14 protein-coding genes are annotated in these 17888 nt (G+C 72.7%); 12 read left to right on the top strand and 2 right to left on the bottom strand.

The genetic code is table 11. The features are described from left to right. Together ACFY32_RS08330 and ACFY32_RS08325 are read right to left on the bottom strand one after the other, a co-directional pair. Nucleotides 1-1362 (bottom strand): DUF58 domain-containing protein, encoded by a 1362-nt coding sequence (locus ACFY32_RS08330; protein WP_390673734.1) that lies wholly within the window; start codon nucleotides 1360-1362, stop codon nucleotides 1-3. Beyond that, nucleotides 1362-2399, bottom strand: coding sequence for a MoxR family ATPase (locus ACFY32_RS08325; protein ID WP_359193029.1), 1038 nt, complete (start codon nucleotides 2397-2399; stop codon nucleotides 1362-1364). The genes ACFY32_RS08330 and ACFY32_RS08325 overlap by 1 nt, the downstream gene beginning before the upstream one ends. A gap of 773 nt (nucleotides 2400-3172) precedes the next feature. Here ACFY32_RS08325 and rsmH point away from each other — a divergent pair. From rsmH to pgeF, 12 genes are all read left to right on the top strand, one after another. Further along, a complete protein-coding gene (gene rsmH, locus ACFY32_RS08320; RefSeq protein WP_359193026.1) occupies nucleotides 3173-4129 on the top strand; it encodes a 16S rRNA (cytosine(1402)-N(4))-methyltransferase RsmH in 957 nt (318 codons plus the stop codon). A gap of 43 nt (nucleotides 4130-4172) precedes the next feature. Then, nucleotides 4173-4616 carry a hypothetical protein gene (locus tag ACFY32_RS08315; protein ID WP_390673733.1) on the top strand — a complete coding sequence of 148 codons (444 nt, stop codon included), beginning with the start codon at nucleotides 4173-4175 and terminating at the stop codon, nucleotides 4614-4616. Next, a complete protein-coding gene (locus ACFY32_RS08310) occupies nucleotides 4613-6592 on the top strand; it encodes a penicillin-binding protein 2 (protein ID WP_359193021.1) in 1980 nt (659 codons plus the stop codon). Before ACFY32_RS08315 ends, ACFY32_RS08310 begins: the two co-directional genes overlap by 4 nt. A gap of 177 nt (nucleotides 6593-6769) precedes the next feature. Further along, complete coding sequence (locus ACFY32_RS08305) at nucleotides 6770-8290, top strand: UDP-N-acetylmuramoyl-L-alanyl-D-glutamate--2,6-diaminopimelate ligase (RefSeq protein WP_390673732.1); 1521 nt, start codon at nucleotides 6770-6772, stop codon at nucleotides 8288-8290. Between the two features lie 28 nt (nucleotides 8291-8318). Further along, nucleotides 8319-9725, top strand: coding sequence for a UDP-N-acetylmuramoyl-tripeptide--D-alanyl-D-alanine ligase (gene murF / locus ACFY32_RS08300; protein WP_359193016.1), 1407 nt, complete (start codon nucleotides 8319-8321; stop codon nucleotides 9723-9725). Then, nucleotides 9725-10816, top strand: a complete 1092-nt coding sequence (gene mraY / locus ACFY32_RS08295) for a phospho-N-acetylmuramoyl-pentapeptide-transferase (protein ID WP_359193318.1) — start codon at nucleotides 9725-9727, stop codon at nucleotides 10814-10816. The genes murF and mraY overlap by 1 nt, the downstream gene beginning before the upstream one ends. Continuing rightward, the gene (gene murD, locus ACFY32_RS08290) at nucleotides 10798-12285 is read left to right on the top strand and encodes a UDP-N-acetylmuramoyl-L-alanine--D-glutamate ligase (RefSeq protein WP_359193013.1); all 1488 of its coding nucleotides are present in this window, start codon (nucleotides 10798-10800) and stop codon (nucleotides 12283-12285) included. Before mraY ends, murD begins: the two co-directional genes overlap by 19 nt. A gap of 75 nt (nucleotides 12286-12360) precedes the next feature. After that, the gene (ftsW, locus tag ACFY32_RS08285; RefSeq protein WP_359193010.1) at nucleotides 12361-13731 is read left to right on the top strand and encodes a putative lipid II flippase FtsW; all 1371 of its coding nucleotides are present in this window, start codon (nucleotides 12361-12363) and stop codon (nucleotides 13729-13731) included. Between the two features lie 6 nt (nucleotides 13732-13737). Beyond that, on the top strand, nucleotides 13738-14832 hold the full coding sequence (gene murG / locus ACFY32_RS08280) for an undecaprenyldiphospho-muramoylpentapeptide beta-N-acetylglucosaminyltransferase (RefSeq protein WP_390673731.1): 1095 nt from the start codon (nucleotides 13738-13740) through the stop codon (nucleotides 14830-14832). A 25-nt stretch (nucleotides 14833-14857) separates the two neighbouring features. Next, nucleotides 14858-15652, top strand: a complete 795-nt coding sequence (locus ACFY32_RS08275) for an FtsQ-type POTRA domain-containing protein (protein WP_359193004.1) — start codon at nucleotides 14858-14860, stop codon at nucleotides 15650-15652. 298 nt (nucleotides 15653-15950) lie between these two features. Beyond that, the gene (gene ftsZ, locus ACFY32_RS08270) at nucleotides 15951-17153 is read left to right on the top strand and encodes a cell division protein FtsZ (RefSeq protein WP_390673730.1); all 1203 of its coding nucleotides are present in this window, start codon (nucleotides 15951-15953) and stop codon (nucleotides 17151-17153) included. Further along, nucleotides 17150-17887 carry a peptidoglycan editing factor PgeF gene (gene pgeF, locus ACFY32_RS08265; RefSeq protein WP_359192999.1) on the top strand — a complete coding sequence of 246 codons (738 nt, stop codon included), beginning with the start codon at nucleotides 17150-17152 and terminating at the stop codon, nucleotides 17885-17887. Before ftsZ ends, pgeF begins: the two co-directional genes overlap by 4 nt. Nucleotide 17888 lies beyond the last annotated feature (1 nt).

Genomic DNA, 17888 nt, shown 5'->3' with positions numbered 1-17888 from the left:
TCATCGCGTGCCCTCCCCGCCGGTCGTCGTCAGGCCGGAGCGGGAGTGGTCGGCCGCGCGCCACAGGGTGTCCAGAGCGGCGCCGCGGGGGACGCGGACGACCGTCCAGCCGGCCTCGCGCAGCAGCCGGAGCCGCCGCGCGCTGTCGTCGGACTCGCCGGGCACGTCCGCCGGCTCCCGCAGCCAGGTCCCGCTGTCCAGCACGAAGGCGATCGCGCCGCCGCTGCGGTGGCGCATCTTCGCGGCCACCGTGGCCTGCTCCTCGTCGAGGTCGCCGAAGAACGCCACCAGCAGCCCCTCGTTGCCGCCGCGCAGCACGTCGTAGGCGCGGGACAGGCCCGTGCCGTCGGAGTGGTCGATCACCGCGAGGGTGTCCATCATCAGCCCGGCCGCGTCCGCCGTCTCCTGGCTGGCGCCCGCGAAGCCGTCACCGCCCTCGCCGGGCAGCGAACTGCCGGTGTCGGTGAGCAGCCGGACGGAGAAGCCCCGCTCCAGCATGTGCGCCAGCACCGACGCCGTGCCGGACACCGCCCACTCGAAGGCCGAGTCGGGTCCCGCGCCCGCGTAGGCGACGCCCCGGGTGTCCAGCAGCACCGTGCACCGGGAGCGCTGCGGCTGCTCCTCGCGGCGCACCATCAGCTCGCCGTAGCGCGCGGTGGACCGCCAGTGCACCCGGCGCAGGTCGTCGCCGTAGCGGTAGCCGCGCGGGATCACGTCGTCCTCGCCGGCCAGCGCCGGCGAGCGCTGCCGCCCGTCGCCGTACCCCTTGGCCTCGCCGCCGAAGCGCACCGGCGACAGCGGCTCCACGCGCGGGATCACGGTCAGCGTGTCGTACGTGGAGAAGGACCGGGTCAGCTCGCACATGCCGAACGGGTCGGCCAGCCGCAACTGGAGCGGCCCCAGCGGATACCGGCCGCGCAGGTCGGAGCGGACCCGGTAGGACACCTCGCGCCGGCCGCCCGCCTCGACCCGGTCCAGGACGAACCGGGGACGCGGGCCGAGCACGTAGGGAACCCGGTCCTGGAGCATCAGCAGGCCGGTGGGAAGCCGCGAGACGTTCTCGATCCGCAGGTGCACGCGGGCCTCACCGGCGGCGGGCACGCGTGCGGGGGAGAGCCGGCGGCTGCCCGCGACCCGGTACCGCGTGCGGTACAGCACCGTCGCGCACACCAGCGGCAGCACCGCCAGCAGCAGCCCGACGCGCAGCAGATCGCTCTGCCCGAGGACGTACGCGCAGACCGCGGCGGCCACACCGGCCGCCAGGAAGGAGCGGCCACGGGTGGTCAGGCCGGCCAGCGCCGTGCGGACACCGCCCTTGTCGTCCGTCCCGTCCGCCGCCCGGCCCGTCCCCCCGGTGGTCATCACAGCCTCCGCGGCGGCTGCTGGGGATAGGCCGGACCGCCGCGGCCCAGGCCGAAGCCGCTCGGCTGCTGGGGCGCCGCGGGCACCGGGGTGTGCTGGAGGATCTCCCGCACGACCTGCTCGGCGGTGCGCCGGTTGAGCTGGGCCTGGGCGGTGGGCAGCAGCCGGTGCGCCAGGACGGCGACGGCGAGGGACTGCACGTCGTCCGGCAGCGCGTACTCCCGCCCGCTCAGGGCGGCGGTTGCCTTCGCCGCGCGCAGCAGGTGCAGCGTGGCCCGCGGCGAGGCGCCGAGCCGGAGGTCGGGGTGGGTGCGGGTGGCGGCGACCAGGTCCACCGCGTACCGCCGGACCGGGTCGGCGACGTGGACGCCGCGCACCGCCTCGATCAGCTTCACGATCTCGTGGGCGTGCGCCACCGGCTGGAGGTCGTCCAGCGGGCTCACCCCGCCGTGCACGTCGAGCATCTGCAACTCGGCCTCCGGGCTCGGATAGCCGATGGAGACCCGGGCCATGAACCGGTCGCGCTGGGCCTCCGGCAGCGGATACGTGCCCTCCATCTCGACCGGGTTCTGGGTGGCCACCACCATGAACGGGCTGGGCAGCTCGTAGGTGCTGCCGTCGATGGTGACCTGGCGCTCCTCCATGGACTCCAGCAGCGCGGACTGGGTCTTCGGCGAGGCGCGGTTGATCTCGTCGCCGATCACCACCTGCGCGAAGATCGCGCCGGGCTTGAACTCGAAGTCCCGGCGCTGCTGGTCCCAGATGGACACCCCGGTGATGTCCGAGGGCAGCAGGTCGGGCGTGAACTGGATACGCCGCACGGAGCAGTCCACGGACCGCGCCAGCGCCTTGGCCAGCATGGTCTTGCCGACTCCGGGGACGTCCTCGATCAGCAGATGTCCCTCGGCGAGCAGCACGGTCAGCGAGAGCCGTACGACCTCGGGCTTGCCCTCGATCACGCTCTCCACCGAACCGCGTACCCGCTCCACCACCGCGGTCAAGTCAGTGAGGCTCGCTCGATCGTCATAGGTCGTCACCCGGCCCTCCTCGGCCCATCCCCACGCCCGCCGCGGAGCGAGGGGTTACCCCAGCTTTCCGGACCGATGCCCCGTACCGCGGACAGGCCCACCCCGAACACGGACACCGGGCGGGAAAAGTTCCGCACGGCACCGCTTCAGGCATTCTTGCCGCCGTTACCGATTCGTGTCACTCGCCTGTGGACAACTGCCAGCGATATGTCGGGTCTTGCGTCTTTCGCGCGTCCTGTCGGTCCGCTGTCCCCGGCACCCGGCCGGGTCGGGCGGGGACGGCCTCGCGCGGCAGGCCGGCGCGGGTGCCGCCGGTGGCGGCGCCGGAGCCGGCGGAAACCGGCGCGGAGGACGTCATAGCCACGACGGTACTGGCCGGCCGCCGACCCGGCTCGCCGTGCGCGGGGCCGGGGAACCCCGGGCCGCCCTGTGGTGAGCTGGGCCACAGGAGTGGTGTGGGCGCGTCCGTCCGGGTGACCGGCCGCCGCCGTCCGCATCCCGGGCCCCGGGTCCGCGACGCGCAGGCCGGTTGATTGACCGCGCGAGACGGTGGACTAAAGTGGCGCGAAGCGGGAGGCGAGGCTCTCCCCGCTGGACTGAATCCCCGGAGACCTGCGCGATGTCCGCCAGGTCTCCCCACGTGCGCGGCGCGTACGTACGGCTCGGCCTCCTCCCGCTCCCGGCCGGCCGACGCTCGCAGGCGCCGGCAGGTCTCCCCTTCGCGAGAGGGCGGGGACCCGGCGGTACGTGACGCCGCGCCGGACCCGAGAGGCCGACCCCCCTTGAGCCAGAGTCGACACGTCCCGGTGATGCTCCAGCGGTGCCTGGACCTGCTGGCGCCCGCCCTGCAGGAGCCGGGGGCCGTGGTCGTGGACTGCACCCTGGGCCTCGGCGGGCACAGCGAGGCGCTGCTGGAGCGGTTCCCCGGGGTACGGCTCGTCGCCCTGGACCGGGACAAGGAGGCCCTGAGGCTGTCCGGCGAACGGCTCGCGCCGCACGGCGAGCGCGCCACCCTGGTGCACGCCGTCTACGACGAGCTGCCCGACGTCCTCGGCCGGCTCGGCGTCCCGCGCGTCCAGGGCGTCCTGTTCGACCTCGGCGTCTCCTCCATGCAGCTCGACGAGGCCGGCCGGGGCTTCGCCTACGCCCAGGACGCCCCGCTGGACATGCGCATGGACCAGACGACCGGCATGAGCGCCGCCGAGGTCCTCAACACCTACCCGCCGGGCGAACTGGTCCGCATCCTGCGGGCGTACGGCGAGGAGAAGCAGGCCAAGCGGATCGTCTCGGCGATCGTGCGGGAGCGCGAGAAGGAGCCGTTCAGCAACAGCGCCCGCCTCGTGGAGCTGATCCGCGCCGCCCTGCCCCAGGCCGCCAAGCGCACCGGCGGCAACCCGGCCAAGCGCACCTTCCAGGCCCTGCGCATCGAGGTCAACGGCGAACTCGCCGTCCTGGAGCGGGCGATCCCGGCCGCCGTGCAGGCGCTCGCCGTGGGCGGACGGATCGCGGTGCTGTCGTACCACTCGCTGGAGGACCGGCTGGTCAAGCAGGTCCTCGCGGCGGGCGCCGCCACCACCGCCCCGCCCGGACTGCCCGTCGTGCCCGAGCGGTACGCCCCCCGGCTCAAGCTGCTCACGCGCGGTGCCGAACTTCCCACCGAGGAGGAGATCGCGGAGAACCGGCGGGCCGCCCCGGCGAGGCTGCGCGGGGCCGAGCGCATCAGGGAGGACGCCGAGTGAGCCAGGCCAGGCGCGGGCGCGGCCCGCACCGAGGGGAGGGTGTGTGAGCGGGAAACCGGAACTGAAGGGCAGGGCCGCCCGGCTCGCCCGGCTCTTCCCGACGGGCGGGGGACAGGCTGCCCGCGCCCCCTTCGTCCTCCTGGTCGTCGTCCTCCTCGGCGGCGGTCTCCTCGTGCTGCTGGTGCTGAACTCCGCGCTCAGCGAGGGATCGTTCCAGCTCGACGACCTCAAGCAGCAGACCAAGGAACTCACCGACGAGGAACAGGGCCTCCAGCGGGACGTCGACGCCTACTCCGCCCCGCAGGCCCTGCAGCGCCGGGCCCGGGAACTGGGCATGGTCCCCGGCGGCGACCCCGCCTTCCTCGCTCCCGACGGCACGGTCAAGGGCGCTCCCGCCCCGGCCTCGCCCGCGAGCGCGCCCCTCGTCATCGCACCGGAGGCGCTCACCGCGCGGCCGGTCCCGGCGACCCCGACCCCCGGCAGGTGACGGAAGTGGCCAACGACTCCGGCAGGCAGACGCCGCGCCGCCGTGTGCCCGGACCCGCCGGGCCGGTGCGCTCCGGCGCCGGGCGCCGGCCCGGCCCCGGCGCCCGCCCCGCCCGCCGCCCCGGCCCGCCGCGCCGCCCGGCCCCGCCCAAGGTCATCCGCCTGGGCAGCCCCCGGCCGCGGCTGCGCCTGGTCGGCGTCGCGCTGGCCCTGGTGCTGACCGCCTTCACCGTACGGCTGCTCCAGGTGCAGGCCGTCGACGCCGGCACGTACACCGCCAAGGCCGAGCAGAACCGGTACGTGGTGCACACCCTGACCGCCGAGCGCGGCGGCATCACCGACCGCGACGGCGTGGCGCTGGCGGCCACCGTGGACGCCTACGACATCACCGCCGACCCCACGATGTTCACCCGCGAGGAACTGAAGGTCGGCGACGGCCCCGAACAGGCGGCGGCACTCCTCGCGCCGATCCTCGGCGAGAGCGAGGACGACCTGGCCGCCCGGCTCCGTCCGAAGGACGGCAACCTGCGCTACGTCCGGCTGGCCCGTGCCAAGACCCCGCAGGTGTGGAACCAGATCAAGGACCTCAAGAGCGCGCTCACCAAGAAGGCCGAGACCGACAAGTCGGCCGTCAACGTGCTCGCCGGTGTCTTCGCCGACCCCAGCAGCAAGCGGGTCTACCCCAATGGCGACCTCGCCGCGAGCGTCATCGGCTGGGTCGACGCCGAGGGCCAGGGCGGCGGCGGCCTCGAACGCAAGCTCGACAAGACGCTGGCCGGCCAGGACGGCGAGATCCGGTACGCCCAGTCAGGCGGCCACCAGGTGCCCACCGTCGGCGCCAACGAGACGCCCGCCGTGCCCGGCAGGACCGTGGAGCTGACCCTCGACCGGGACATCCAGTGGGCCGCCCAGGACGCCATCAGCGACCAGGTCGAGGAGTCGGCGGCGGACGGCGGCTACGTCGTCGTCCAGGACACCCGGACCGGCGAGATCCTCGCCATGGCCAACTCGCCCGGCTTCGACCCCGGCGACCTCACCCACGCCGACCCCGCCGCGCTCGGCAACGCCGCCCTCCAGGACGCCTTCGAGCCCGGCTCCACCGCCAAGGTGATCTCGATGGCCGCCGTGCTGGAGGAGAACGCCGCCACCCCCACCACCCACGTCACCGTCCCCAACCGGCTGCACCGCGGCGACCGGCTGTTCAAGGACGACATCGACCACCCCACCTGGTACCTCACGCTCAACGGCGTGCTCGCCAAGTCCAGCAACATCGGCACCATCCTGGCCACCGGAGAACTGGGCGAGAACCAGCGCGAGGCCAACCAGGTCCTCTACTCCTACCTGCGCAAGTTCGGCCTCGGCAGCTACAGCGGCCTCGGCTTCCCCGGCGAGACCAAGGGCATCCTGGCCCCTCCGGAGCAGTGGTCGACCTCGCAGCAGTACACGATCCCCTTCGGCCAGGGCGTCTCCCTCAACGCGACGCAGGCGGCCTCCGTCTACTCCACGATCGCCAACGGCGGCGTCCGCATCGAACCCACGCTCGTGAAGGGCACCACCGGCCCCGACGGTCGCCTCACCGCCGCGGCCAAGCCCAAGAAGACCCGGGTGATCAGCGAGAAGACCGCCGAGACCCTGTCCAGGATGCTGGAGTCGGTCGTCGACGACGAGGAGGGCACCGGCACCAGGGCCCGCATCCCCGGCTACCGGGTGGCGGGCAAGACCGGCACCGCCAACCGGGTGGACCCGGTCACCGGCAAGTACAAGGGGTACACCTCCTCCTTCGCCGGGTTCGCGCCCGCCGACCAGCCCCGCGTCACCGTCTACTGCGCCATCCAGAACGCCACCGAGGGCAGCTACTTCGGCGGACAGATCTGCGGACCGGTCTACAAGCGGGTGATGGAGTTCGCGCTGAAGACGCTCCAGGTCCCGCCGACCGGGGCCGAGCCCGAGAACTTCCCGGTCACCTTCCAGCCCTGACCTGATCGAACCGAAGCCGTACCGAGCCACCAGGAACCACCCGTGACAACGATCACCCCCGATCCCGGGAACCAGCACGGCCCCCGCCCCTCACTTCGCCCGGAGGCCGGTCAGCCCGGTACGCTCACCGCCGTGCCACAGCCTGATCAGTCCCGAACCACCCAGAAGGGCCAACCCGTGAGCCATCCGGGACCGCCCCGGCCGGTGCAGGTCTCCGCCACCCCCCTCGCGGAACTCGCCGGCCAACTGGGGGTCACCGCGCCGGAGGGCGGCGCCGAGGTCACGGGCATCACCCATGACTCCCGGGCCGTCCGCCCCGGCGACCTGTACGCCGCCCTGCCCGGCGCCCGCGCGCACGGCGCCGACTTCGTCACCCAGGCGGCCGGCCTCGGTGCCGCCGCCGTGCTGACCGACCCGTCCGGCGCCGGACGCGCCGCCGCCACCGGCCTGCCGGTGCTGGTCGTGGACGACCCGCGCGGGCACATGGGCGAACTGGCGGCCACCATCTACGGCCACCCCGGCCGCGATCTGCTCCAGATCGGCATCACCGGCACCTCCGGCAAGACCACCACCGCCTACCTCGTCGAGGGCGGCCTGCGCACGGCGCGGTCCACCGGCCTGATCGGCACGGTCGAGATGCGCATCGGCGACGAGCGCATCAAGTCCGAGCGGACCACGCCGGAGGCCACCGACCTCCAGGCCCTCTTCGCCGTCATGCGCGAACGCGGCACCGAGGCCGTCGCCATGGAGGTCTCCAGCCACGCCCTGGTGCTCGGCCGGGTCGACGGCTGCGTCTTCGACGTCGCCGTCTTCACCAACCTCAGCCCGGAGCACATGGAGTTCCACTCCGGCATGGAGGACTACTTCCAGGCCAAGGCGCAGTTGTTCACGCCCGGACGCAGCCGCCTGGGCGTGGTCAACGCCGACGACGAGTACGGCCGCCGGCTCGCCAAGGAGGCCGGTGTCCCGGTCGTCACCTACTCGGCGGAGGGGCACCCCGACGCCGACTGGCGGGCCGAGGACGTCGAGGTCGGCCCGCTGGACTCGGCGTTCACCGCGGTCGGCCCCGAGGGCGAGCGGATCGCCGCCCGGTCGCCGCTGGCCGGGCCGTTCAACGTGGCCAACACCCTCGCCGCGATCGTCGCCCTGGCCGCGGCCGGCCTGGACCCGCAGCGCGCCGCCGACGGGGTGGCCGCGGTGCCGGGCGTGCCGGGGCGGCTGGAGCGGATCGACGCCGGGCAGCCGTATCTGGCCGTCGTCGACTACGCGCACAAGACGGACGCCGTGGAGTCGGTGCTCAAGGCCCTGCGCAAGGTCACCGGGGGCAGGCTGCACGTGGTCCTCGGCTGCGGCGGCGACCGCGACCGCAGCAAACGCGAGCCGATGGGCGCCGCCGCCGCCCGGCACGCCGACACCGCCGTGCTGACCTCCGACAACCCCCGCTCCGAGGACCCCCTCGCGATCCTGGCCGCCATGCTCCGGGGCGCGGCGTCGGTGCCCGCGCACGAGCGCGGCGAGGTGGCCGTCTTCGAGGACCGGGCCGCCGCCATCGCCGCCGCCGTGGCACGGGCCGAGCCCGGCGACACCGTGCTGGTCGCGGGCAAGGGCCACGAGCAGGGCCAGGACATCGCCGGGGTGGTCCGTCCCTTCGACGACCGCCAGGTGCTTCGCGAAGCCATCCAGAAGACCCAGGGATGAACTCCCGAATGATCCAGGGGATGAACTTGTGATCGCCCTCTCTCTCGCCGAGATCGCAGACGTCGTCGGCGGGCAGATGCACGACATACCGGAACCGTCCGCCATGGTCACCGGTCCGGTCGTCCGGGACTCCCGCGAGGCGGGGCCCGGCTGTCTCTTCGTCGCCTTCGTCGGCGAGCGCGTGGACGGCCACGACTTCGCCGCCGCGGTGGCCGGGGCGGGTGCGGCGGCCGTGCTCGGCTCCCGGCCCGTCGGCGTGCCCGCCATCGTCGTGGACGACGTCCAGTCCGCCCTCGGCGCCCTCGCCCGGCACGTCGTACGCCGTCTCGGGGCCACCCTGGTGGCGCTGACCGGCTCGGCCGGCAAGACCAGTACCAAGGACCTCATCGCGCAGGTGCTCCGGCGCAAGGCGCCCACGGTGTTCACGCCCGGCTCGCTCAACAACGAGATCGGGCTGCCGCTGACCGCGCTCACCGCCACCGAGGAGACCCGCTTCCTCGTCCTGGAGATGGGCGCCCGCGGCATCGGCCACATCCGGTACCTCACCGAACTCACGCCGCCCAGGATCGGCCTGGTCCTCAACGTCGGCTCCGCGCACATCGGCGAGTTCGGCGGCCGGGAGCAGATCGCCCAGGCCAAGGGCGAGCTGGTCGAGGCGCTGCCCGAGGACGGCGCCGCGATCCTCAACGCGGACGACCCGTACGTACGGGCCATGGCCTCCCGTACGAAGGCGAAGGTGATCCTTTTCGGAGAGTCCGACGAAGCGGACGTCCGGGCCGAGAACGTGCGACTCACGGACACCGGACAGCCCGCCTTCAGCCTTCACACACCCTCCGGTGCAAGCGATGTGACCATGCGCCTGTACGGTGAGCATCACGTGTCGAACGCGCTCGCCGCGGCCGCCGTCGCCCACGAGTTGGGCATGTCCGCAGACGAGATCGCCGTCGCGCTCTCCGAGGCGGGCTCCCTCTCCCGCTGGCGGATGGAGGTCACCGAGCGCCCGGACGGCGTGACGGTCGTCAACGACGCCTACAACGCGAACCCCGAGTCCGTACGGGCCGCCCTGCGCGCGCTCGTGGCCATGGGCAAGGGACGCCGTACGTGGGCGGTGCTCGGCAAGATGGCCGAGCTCGGGGACGAGGCGCTCGCCGAGCACGACGCGGTCGGACGGCTCGCCGTCCGGCTCAACGTCAGCAAGCTCGTCGCGGTCGGGGGCAGGGAAGCCCAATGGCTGCAACTGGGCGCATATAACGAGGGTTCGTGGGGTGAGGAGTCGGTGCACGTGTCCGACGCACAGGCGGCGGTCGACCTGTTGCGCAGCGAGTTGCGCCCGGGGGACGTCGTACTCGTGAAGGCGTCCCGTTCGGTGGGTCTGGAGCGCGTCGCCACGGCGCTGCTGGAGACCGGCGCCGAGGGTGAGGTTGCCGCCCGATGATGAAGCAGATCCTGTTCGCGGGCGTCCTCGGGCTGTTCCTGACGCTGGTCGGCACTCCGCTGCTGATCAAGCTGCTGGCCCGCAAGGGCTACGGCCAGTACATCCGCGACGACGGCCCGCGCGAGCACGCCAGCAAGCGCGGTACGCCGACCATGGGCGGCATCGCCTTCATCCTGGCCACGGTCGCCGCGTACTTCCTGGCCAAGGTGATCACCGGCTATCTGGACCCCGAGGCCGACGCGGCGCCGACCTTCTCCGGCCTGCTGGTGCTCGGCCTGATGGTCGGCATGGGCCTGGTCGGCTTCCTCGACGACTACATCAAGATCGTCAAGCGGCGGTCGCTGGGTCTGCGGGCCAAGGCGAAGATGGCCGGCCAGTTGATCGTCGGCATCGCCTTCGCGGTGCTGTCGCTGCAGTTCGCGGACAACCGCGGCAACACCCCGGCCTCCACCAAGCTGTCGTTCATCACGGACTTCGGCTGGACCATCGGCCCGGTGCTGTTCGTGGTCTGGGCGCTGTTCATGATCCTCGCGATGTCGAACGGCGTGAATCTGACGGACGGTCTGGACGGCCTGGCCACCGGCGCCTCCGTCTTCGTCTTCGGCGCCTACACCTTCATCGGCGTCTGGCAGTTCCAGGAGTCCTGCGCCAATGCGCAGACCCTCACCAACCCGGGGGCCTGCTACGAGGTGCGCGACCCGCTCGACCTCGCGGTGGTCGCCTCCGCGCTGATGGGCGCCTGCCTCGGCTTCCTGTGGTGGAACACCTCGCCGGCCAAGATCTTCATGGGCGACACCGGCTCGCTGGCGCTCGGCGGCGTGCTGGCGGGCCTGGCGATCTGCTCGCGCACCGAACTGCTGATGGCCATCCTCGGCGGCCTGTTCGTCCTGATCACCATGTCGGTGGTCATCCAGGTCGGCTCGTTCAAGATGACCGGCAAGCGGGTCTTCCGGATGGCACCGCTCCAGCACCACTTCGAACTCAAAGGCTGGTCCGAGGTCCTTGTCGTGGTCCGTTTCTGGATCATCCAGGGCATCTGTGTGATCGTCGGGCTGGGCCTCTTCTACGCGGGATGGGCAGCGGACAAGTGACCGAATCGGCGTCCTCGGAGTTCCAGGGCAAGCACGTCACCGTCGCCGGACTCGGCGTCTCCGGCGTCCCGGCGGCCAAGGTGCTCAGCGGTCTCGGCGCCCGGGTGACCGTCGTCGACGACGGCGCCGACGAGCGTGCGCGGGCGCAGGCGGCCCAGTTGGAGGCTTGGGCGGGGGCGGCGCGGAGCGCCTCGGACAGGGCTGGTGGCGGGCGACGGGCGGGCATCACCGTGCGCCTCGGTGACGGCGATTCGCTCCCCGAGGGCACCGACCTCGTCGTCACCGCGCCCGGCTGGAAGCCCGACAAGCCGCTGTTCACGGCGGCCGGGCGGGCGGGCGTCCCGGTCTGGGGCGACGTCGAACTGGCCTGGAGGCTGCGGGGCGAGCACGCCGCGCCCTGGCTCGCCGTCACCGGCACCAACGGCAAGACCACCACCGTCCGGATGCTCGCGTCGATCCTCCGGGCGGCGGGCCTGCGCACCGCCGCCGTCGGCAACATCGGCGTCTCCCTGCTGGACGCGGTCACCGGCGACCAGGAGTACGACGTCCTGGCGGTGGAGCTGTCCAGCTACCAGCTCCACTGGGCTCCGTCGCTGCGCGCCCACTCGGCCGCCGTCCTCAACCTCGCCCCCGACCACCTCGACTGGCACGGCTCCATGGAGGCGTACGCCGCCGACAAGGGCCGCATCTACGAGGGCAATCGCGTCGCCTGTGTCTACAACGCGGCCGACAAGGCCACCGAGGCCCTGGTCCGCCAGGCCGACGTCGAGGAGGGCTGCCGGGCCGTCGGCTTCACCCTCGGCACCCCGGCGCCGTCCCAACTCGGCGTCGTGGACGGCATCCTGGTCGACCGGGCCTTCGTCGCGGACCGGCAGAAGAACGCCCAGGAACTCGCCGAGGTCTCCGACGTCGTCCCGCCGGCCCCGCACAACATCGCCAACGCGCTCGCCGCCGCGGCCCTCGCCCGCGCCTACGGCGTCCCCCCGGCCGCCGTACGCGACGGACTGCGCGCCTTCACCCCCGACGCCCACCGCATCGCGCACGTCGCCGACCTGGACCAGGTGGCCTACGTCGACGACTCCAAGGCCACCAACACCCACGCCGCCGAGGCGTCGTTGGCGGCGTACGGGTCGGTCGTGTGGATCGCGGGCGGCCTGGCCAAGGGCGCCACCTTCGACGAACTGGTCGCGGGCGCGGCGGAGCGGCTGCGCGGGGTCGTGCTGATCGGCGCCGACCGCGCGCTGATCCGCGAAGCCCTGACGCGACACGCCCCGGAAGTACCCGTGGTCGACCTCGACCGGACCGACACTGGGGCGATGCTGAAGGCGGTCCAGGAGGCCCGGCGGCTCGCCCGGCCCGGCGACACGGTGCTGCTGGCCCCGGCCTGCGCCTCCATGGACATGTTCGCCAACTACAACCAGCGCGGTGACGCGTTCGCGGAGGCCGTTCGCGAACTCGGCGCCCTGTAGACCCGGCCGCCTGCGCCGGGCGATCCTGGGAGGGACGCGTGGGACGGTCCAGGCCGACGGACGACGGAGGCCGCTATGCCCGGTAGTCCCGGTAGCCGTACCGGACGACCGCCCGCGCAGCGGGCCGTCGGCCGGCCGCCCGCCGCGCGGCCGGTCCGGGACAACCCGGCGGTGCGGTTGTGGACCAGGCTGCGCCGCGCCTGGGACCGGCCGCTGACCGCGTACTACCTGATCCTCGGCGGCAGCGCGCTGATCACCGTGCTCGGCCTGGTGATGGTGTACTCCGCCTCCCAGATCACCGCGCTGCAGTTGTCGCTGCCGGGCTCGTACTTCTTCCGCAAGCAGTTCCTGGCCGCCGTGATCGGCGCGGGGCTGATGGTCGCCGCGCTGCGGATGCCGGTCAAGCTGCACCGGGCGCTGGCCTACCCGATACTCGCCGGTGCCGTCTTCCTGATGGCGCTGGTGCAGGTGCCGGGGATAGGGCGGTCGGTCAACGGCAACCAGAACTGGATCTCCGTCGGCGGCCCCTTCCAGCTCCAGCCCAGCGAGTTCGGCAAGCTCGCCCTGGTGCTGTGGGGCGCCGACCTGCTCGCCCGCAAGCAGGACAAGAAGCTGCTGACCCAGTGGAAGCACATGCTCGTCCCGCTCGCCCCGGTCGCCTTCATGCTGCTCGGGCTGATCATGATGGGCGGTGACATGGGCACCGCGATCATCCTGACGGCGATCCTGTTCGGCCTGCTGTGGCTGGCGGGGGCGCCCACCCGGCTGTTCGCCGGGGTGCTGTCGGTGGCCGCGCTGCTCGGCGTGATCCTCATCAAGACCAGCCCCAACCGGATGGCCCGGCTCGCCTGCATCGGCGCCACCGACCCGGGGCCGGGCGACTCCTGCTGGCAGGCGGTGCACGGCATCTACGCCCTGGCCTCCGGTGGGCTGTTCGGCTCCGGGCTCGGCGCCAGCGTGGAGAAATGGGGCCAACTCCCCGAGGCGCACACCGACTTCATCTTCGCCGTCACCGGTGAGGAACTGGGTCTGGCGGGCACGCTGTCGGTACTCGCCCTGTTCGCGGCTCTAGGCTATGCGGGTATCCGCGTGGCCGGACGCACGGAGGACCCCTTCGTGAGGTATGCCGCGGGAGGCGTGACCACCTGGATCACGGCCCAGGCCGTGATCAACATCGGTGCGGTCCTCGGGCTGCTGCCGATCGCCGGCGTCCCGCTCCCGCTGTTCTCCTACGGAGGTTCCGCCCTGCTGCCGACCATGTTCGCCATCGGGCTGCTGATCGCCTTCGCACGCGACGAGCCCGCTGCGCGGGCGGCGCTCGCGATGCGGCAACCTCGCTTTGGTAGAAAGCGGGGGACCGGGGGCACCGGGTCCAAGGGAAGTCCCCGGAGTTGGAACACGATGCGACGGCGTGCCTCGGCGGCGCGCTCGTCCGGAGAGCGGTGAATTTCGGTGCATGTCGTACTCGCCGGCGGAGGAACCGCGGGCCACATCGAGCCCGCGCTCGCCCTCGCGGACGCCCTGCGCAGGCAGGACCCGACCGTGGGCATCACGGCCCTGGGCACGGAGCGCGGCCTGGAGACCCGTCTCGTACCCGAGCGCGGGTACGAACTGGCGCTGATCCCCGCCGTACCGCTGCCGCGCAAGCCCACCCCCGAGCTGATCACCGTCCCGGGCCGGCTGCGCGGCACCATCAAGGCGACCGAGCAGATCCTGGAGCGCACCAAGGCGGACGTCGTGGTCGGCTTCGGCGGCTATGTCGCGCTGCCCGGCTACCTCGCCGCCAAGCGGCTCGGGGTGCCGATCGTCATCCACGAGGCCAACGCCCGTCCCGGCCTGGCCAACAAGATCGGCTCCCGGTACGCCGCGCAGGTCGCCGTCTCCACCCCCGACAGCAAGCTGCGCAACTCCCGCTACATCGGCATCCCGCTGCGCCGCTCCATCGCCACCCTGGACCGGGCGGCGGTGCGCCCCCAGGCCCGCGCCGCGTTCGGGCTGGACCCCAACCTGCCGACGCTGCTGGTCACCGGCGGCTCGCAGGGCGCCCGGCGGCTCAACGAGGTGGTCCAGCAGGTCGCGCCCTGGCTCCAGCAGGCCGGCATCCAGATCCTGCACGCGGTCGGCCCGAAGAACGAACTGCCGCGGGTGCAGCAGATGCCGGGGATGCCCCCGTACATCCCGGTAAGTTATCTGGACCGGATGGACCTCGCGTACGCCGCGGCCGACATGATGCTCTGCCGCGCGGGCGCGATGACCGTCGCCGAACTCTCCGCCGTCGGACTCCCGGCCGCCTACGTCCCGCTGCCCATCGGCAACGGCGAACAGCGGCTCAACGCCCAGCCGGTGGTCAAGGCCGGCGGCGGACTGCTGGTCGACGACGCGGAACTGACGCCCGAATGGGTCCAGCAGAACGTACTGCCCGTGCTCGCCGAACCGCACCGGCTGTACGAGATGTCCCGCGCCGCCGCCGAGTTCGGCCGCCGGGACGCCGACGAACTCCTCGTCGGCATGGTGTACGAGGCGATCGCCGCCCGTGCGCACCGCTAGTCAGGGCTGACGGAAGGCAGGGAGCGTGGCCGGAACGACCACCGCCGGGCGCGGCGACCGTCGGCGGGAGTCGTCCGGCCCGCCCCGGACGCGGCGCCCCCGGGCGCCCCGGCTCCGTACGGCCGTCGTCCTGGCCGCCGCCCTCGGGCTGCTGGCCGCCGGGACGCTCTGGCTGCTGTACGGCTCCGGCTGGCTGCGGGTGGAGCGGGTCGCGGTCTCCGGCACCGGCGTGCTGACGCCCGCCCAGGTGCGGGAGGCCGCCGGCGTACCGGTCGGGGAGCCGCTGGTCTCCGTCGACACCGCGGCGATCGAGGCGGAGCTGAAGCGGAATCTGCCCCGCGTCGACACGGCCGAGGTCACCCGCTCCTGGCCGGACGGAATCGGACTGAAAGTGACTGAGCGTACTCCGGTTCTCGTGGTGCGAAAAGCCGGAAAATACCTTGAAGTGGACAAAAAAGGTGTCCGTTTCGCCACGGTTTCCCGCGCCCCGAAAGGCATCCCCGCACTGAAAATGGCAGTCTCCCGCTCGGGTTCGGCGGCGGCCGGCGCGCGGCGTTTCGGCGAGGGCCGGCTGACCCGGGCGGCGGTCGCCGTCGCGGACCGCGTCCCGGCCGCGCTCGCCCGGGAGACGCGCCTGGTCACGGTGCGTTCCTACGACGACATCTCGCTGGAGTTGGCCGACGGCCGGACCGTGGCCTGGGGCAGCGCCGAGCAGGGCCGCGAGAAGGCCCGCGCGCTCACCGCGCTGATGAAAGCGGAGCCGGACGCACGGCACTTCGACGTCAGCGTTCCCACCGCTCCGGCGTCATCAGGGAGTTGACGGGGAGTTGACGCACATCCGTGCAGGCCAGCACCCTGGTTGGGCACCGCTACGGCTGATCACATAGGGTGAAAAGAAAAACGGGAGGTTCGGCGTGTTCGTTGAACGCGCGCCGCTTGTCGACTTAGTGTCCTGTTCAGAAGACTCCAAGGAACGGACACACTGGTAACCCTAAACTTCAGGGTTAGGGTTCGGGTCGGCGATACGGACCGTCCCATTCGGCATCAGTCGCCGGATCGCGGGGCAGCAGTTGCTTCCCGGTCCGACGACACGTAACTCGAGGCGAGAGGCCTTCGACGTGGCAGCACCGCAGAACTACCTCGCAGTCATCAAAGTCATCGGTGTCGGCGGCGGTGGTGTCAATGCCATCAACCGGATGATCGAGGTCGGTCTCAAGGGCGTCGAGTTCATCGCCATCAACACCGACGCGCAAGCCCTGTTGATGAGCGACGCCGACGTCAAGCTGGACGTCGGCCGTGAACTCACCCGAGGACTCGGCGCCGGAGCCAACCCGGCCGTCGGCCGCAAGGCCGCCGAGGACCACCGCGAGGAGATCGAGGAGGTCCTCAAGGGGGCCGACATGGTCTTCGTGACGGCCGGTGAAGGCGGCGGCACCGGCACCGGCGGCGCGCCCGTCGTGGCCAACATCGCCCGCTCGCTGGGCGCCCTCACCATCGGCGTGGTCACCCGCCCGTTCACCTTCGAGGGCCGGCGCCGCGCCAACCAGGCCGAGGACGGCATCGCCGAGCTGCGCGAAGAGGTCGACACCCTCATCGTCATCCCCAACGACCGGCTGCTGTCCATCTCGGACCGCCAGGTCAGCGTGCTCGACGCCTTCAAGTCCGCCGACCAGGTCCTGCTCTCCGGTGTGCAGGGCATCACCGACCTGATCACCACGCCCGGTCTGATCAACCTCGACTTCGCCGACGTCAAGTCGGTCATGTCCGAGGCCGGTTCGGCCCTGATGGGCATCGGCTCGGCCCGCGGCGACGACCGCGCGGTGGCCGCCGCCGAGATGGCGATCTCCTCGCCGCTGCTGGAAGCCTCCATCGACGGCGCCCGCGGGGTGCTGCTCTCCATCTCCGGCGGCTCCGACCTCGGCCTGTTCGAGATCAACGAGGCCGCCCAGTTGGTCAGCGAGGCCGCCCACCCCGAGGCCAACATCATCTTCGGCGCGGTCATCGACGACGCCCTCGGCGACGAGGTCCGGGTCACCGTGATCGCCGCCGGGTTCGACGGGGGCCAGCCGCCCGCCAAGCGGGACACCGTGCTGGGCTCCGCCGCGGCCAAGCGCGAGGAGCCCGCCGCCCCGCCCCGGCAGCCCGAGAGCCGCCCGTCCTTCGGCTCCCTCGGCAGCGTCAAGCCGAAGGAGGAGCCCGAGCCGGTCGCGCCGGAGCCGGTGAGCGACCTGCCGCCGGTGGCCGGGCCGCCGGTCCCGCCGTCGCGGACCTACTCGGACAGCGCGGCCGAGGAACTGGACGTGCCGGACTTCCTGAAGTGATAGGACAGCGCTCCGCGACGAGCACGCCGAACGGCGCGCACTTCGCCTTCACCGACCGGTGGGGCGGGGTGAGCGCCGTTCCGTACGAGGAGCTGAACCTCGGCGGCGCGGTCGGCGACGACCCCGCCGCCGTGCGCGCCAACCGGGAACGGGCCGCCGGGTCGCTCGGTCTCGACGCCGCCCGGGTGGTCTGGATGAACCAGGTGCACGGCGCCGAGGTCGCCGTGGTCGACGAGCCCTGGGGCGACCGTCCGGTCCCGTCGGTCGACGCGGTCGTCACGGCGGCCCGGGGCCTAGCCCTCGCCGTGCTCACCGCGGACTGCGTGCCGGTGCTGCTCGCCGACCCGGTCGCCGGTGTCGCCGCCGCGGCCCACGCGGGCCGGCCCGGCCTGGTCGCCGGCGTCGTCCCCGCCGCCGTACGGGCGATGACGGAACTCGGCGCCGACCCCGCCCGCATCGTCGCCCGCACCGGGCCCGCCGTGTGCGGGCGGTGCTACGAAGTACCGGAGCGGATGCGCGCCGAGGTGGCCGCCGTCGCGCCGGGGGCGTACGCCGAGACGAGCTGGGGCACGCCGGCGGTCGACGTGGCCGCGGGGGTGCACGCCCAGCTCGACCGGCTCGGGGTGCGCGACCGGGAGCGGTCGCCGGTGTGCACCCGGGAGTCGAAGGATCACTTCTCGTACCGCCGTGACCGCACCACCGGGCGGCTCGCGGGCTATGTGTGGCTGGACTGAT

It is taken from the genome of Streptomyces sp. NPDC000134, from assembly GCF_042899225.1.
Taxonomy (GTDB): domain Bacteria; phylum Actinomycetota; class Actinomycetes; order Streptomycetales; family Streptomycetaceae; genus Streptomyces.
This window is presented reverse-complemented; position numbering and strand designations above follow the sequence as displayed.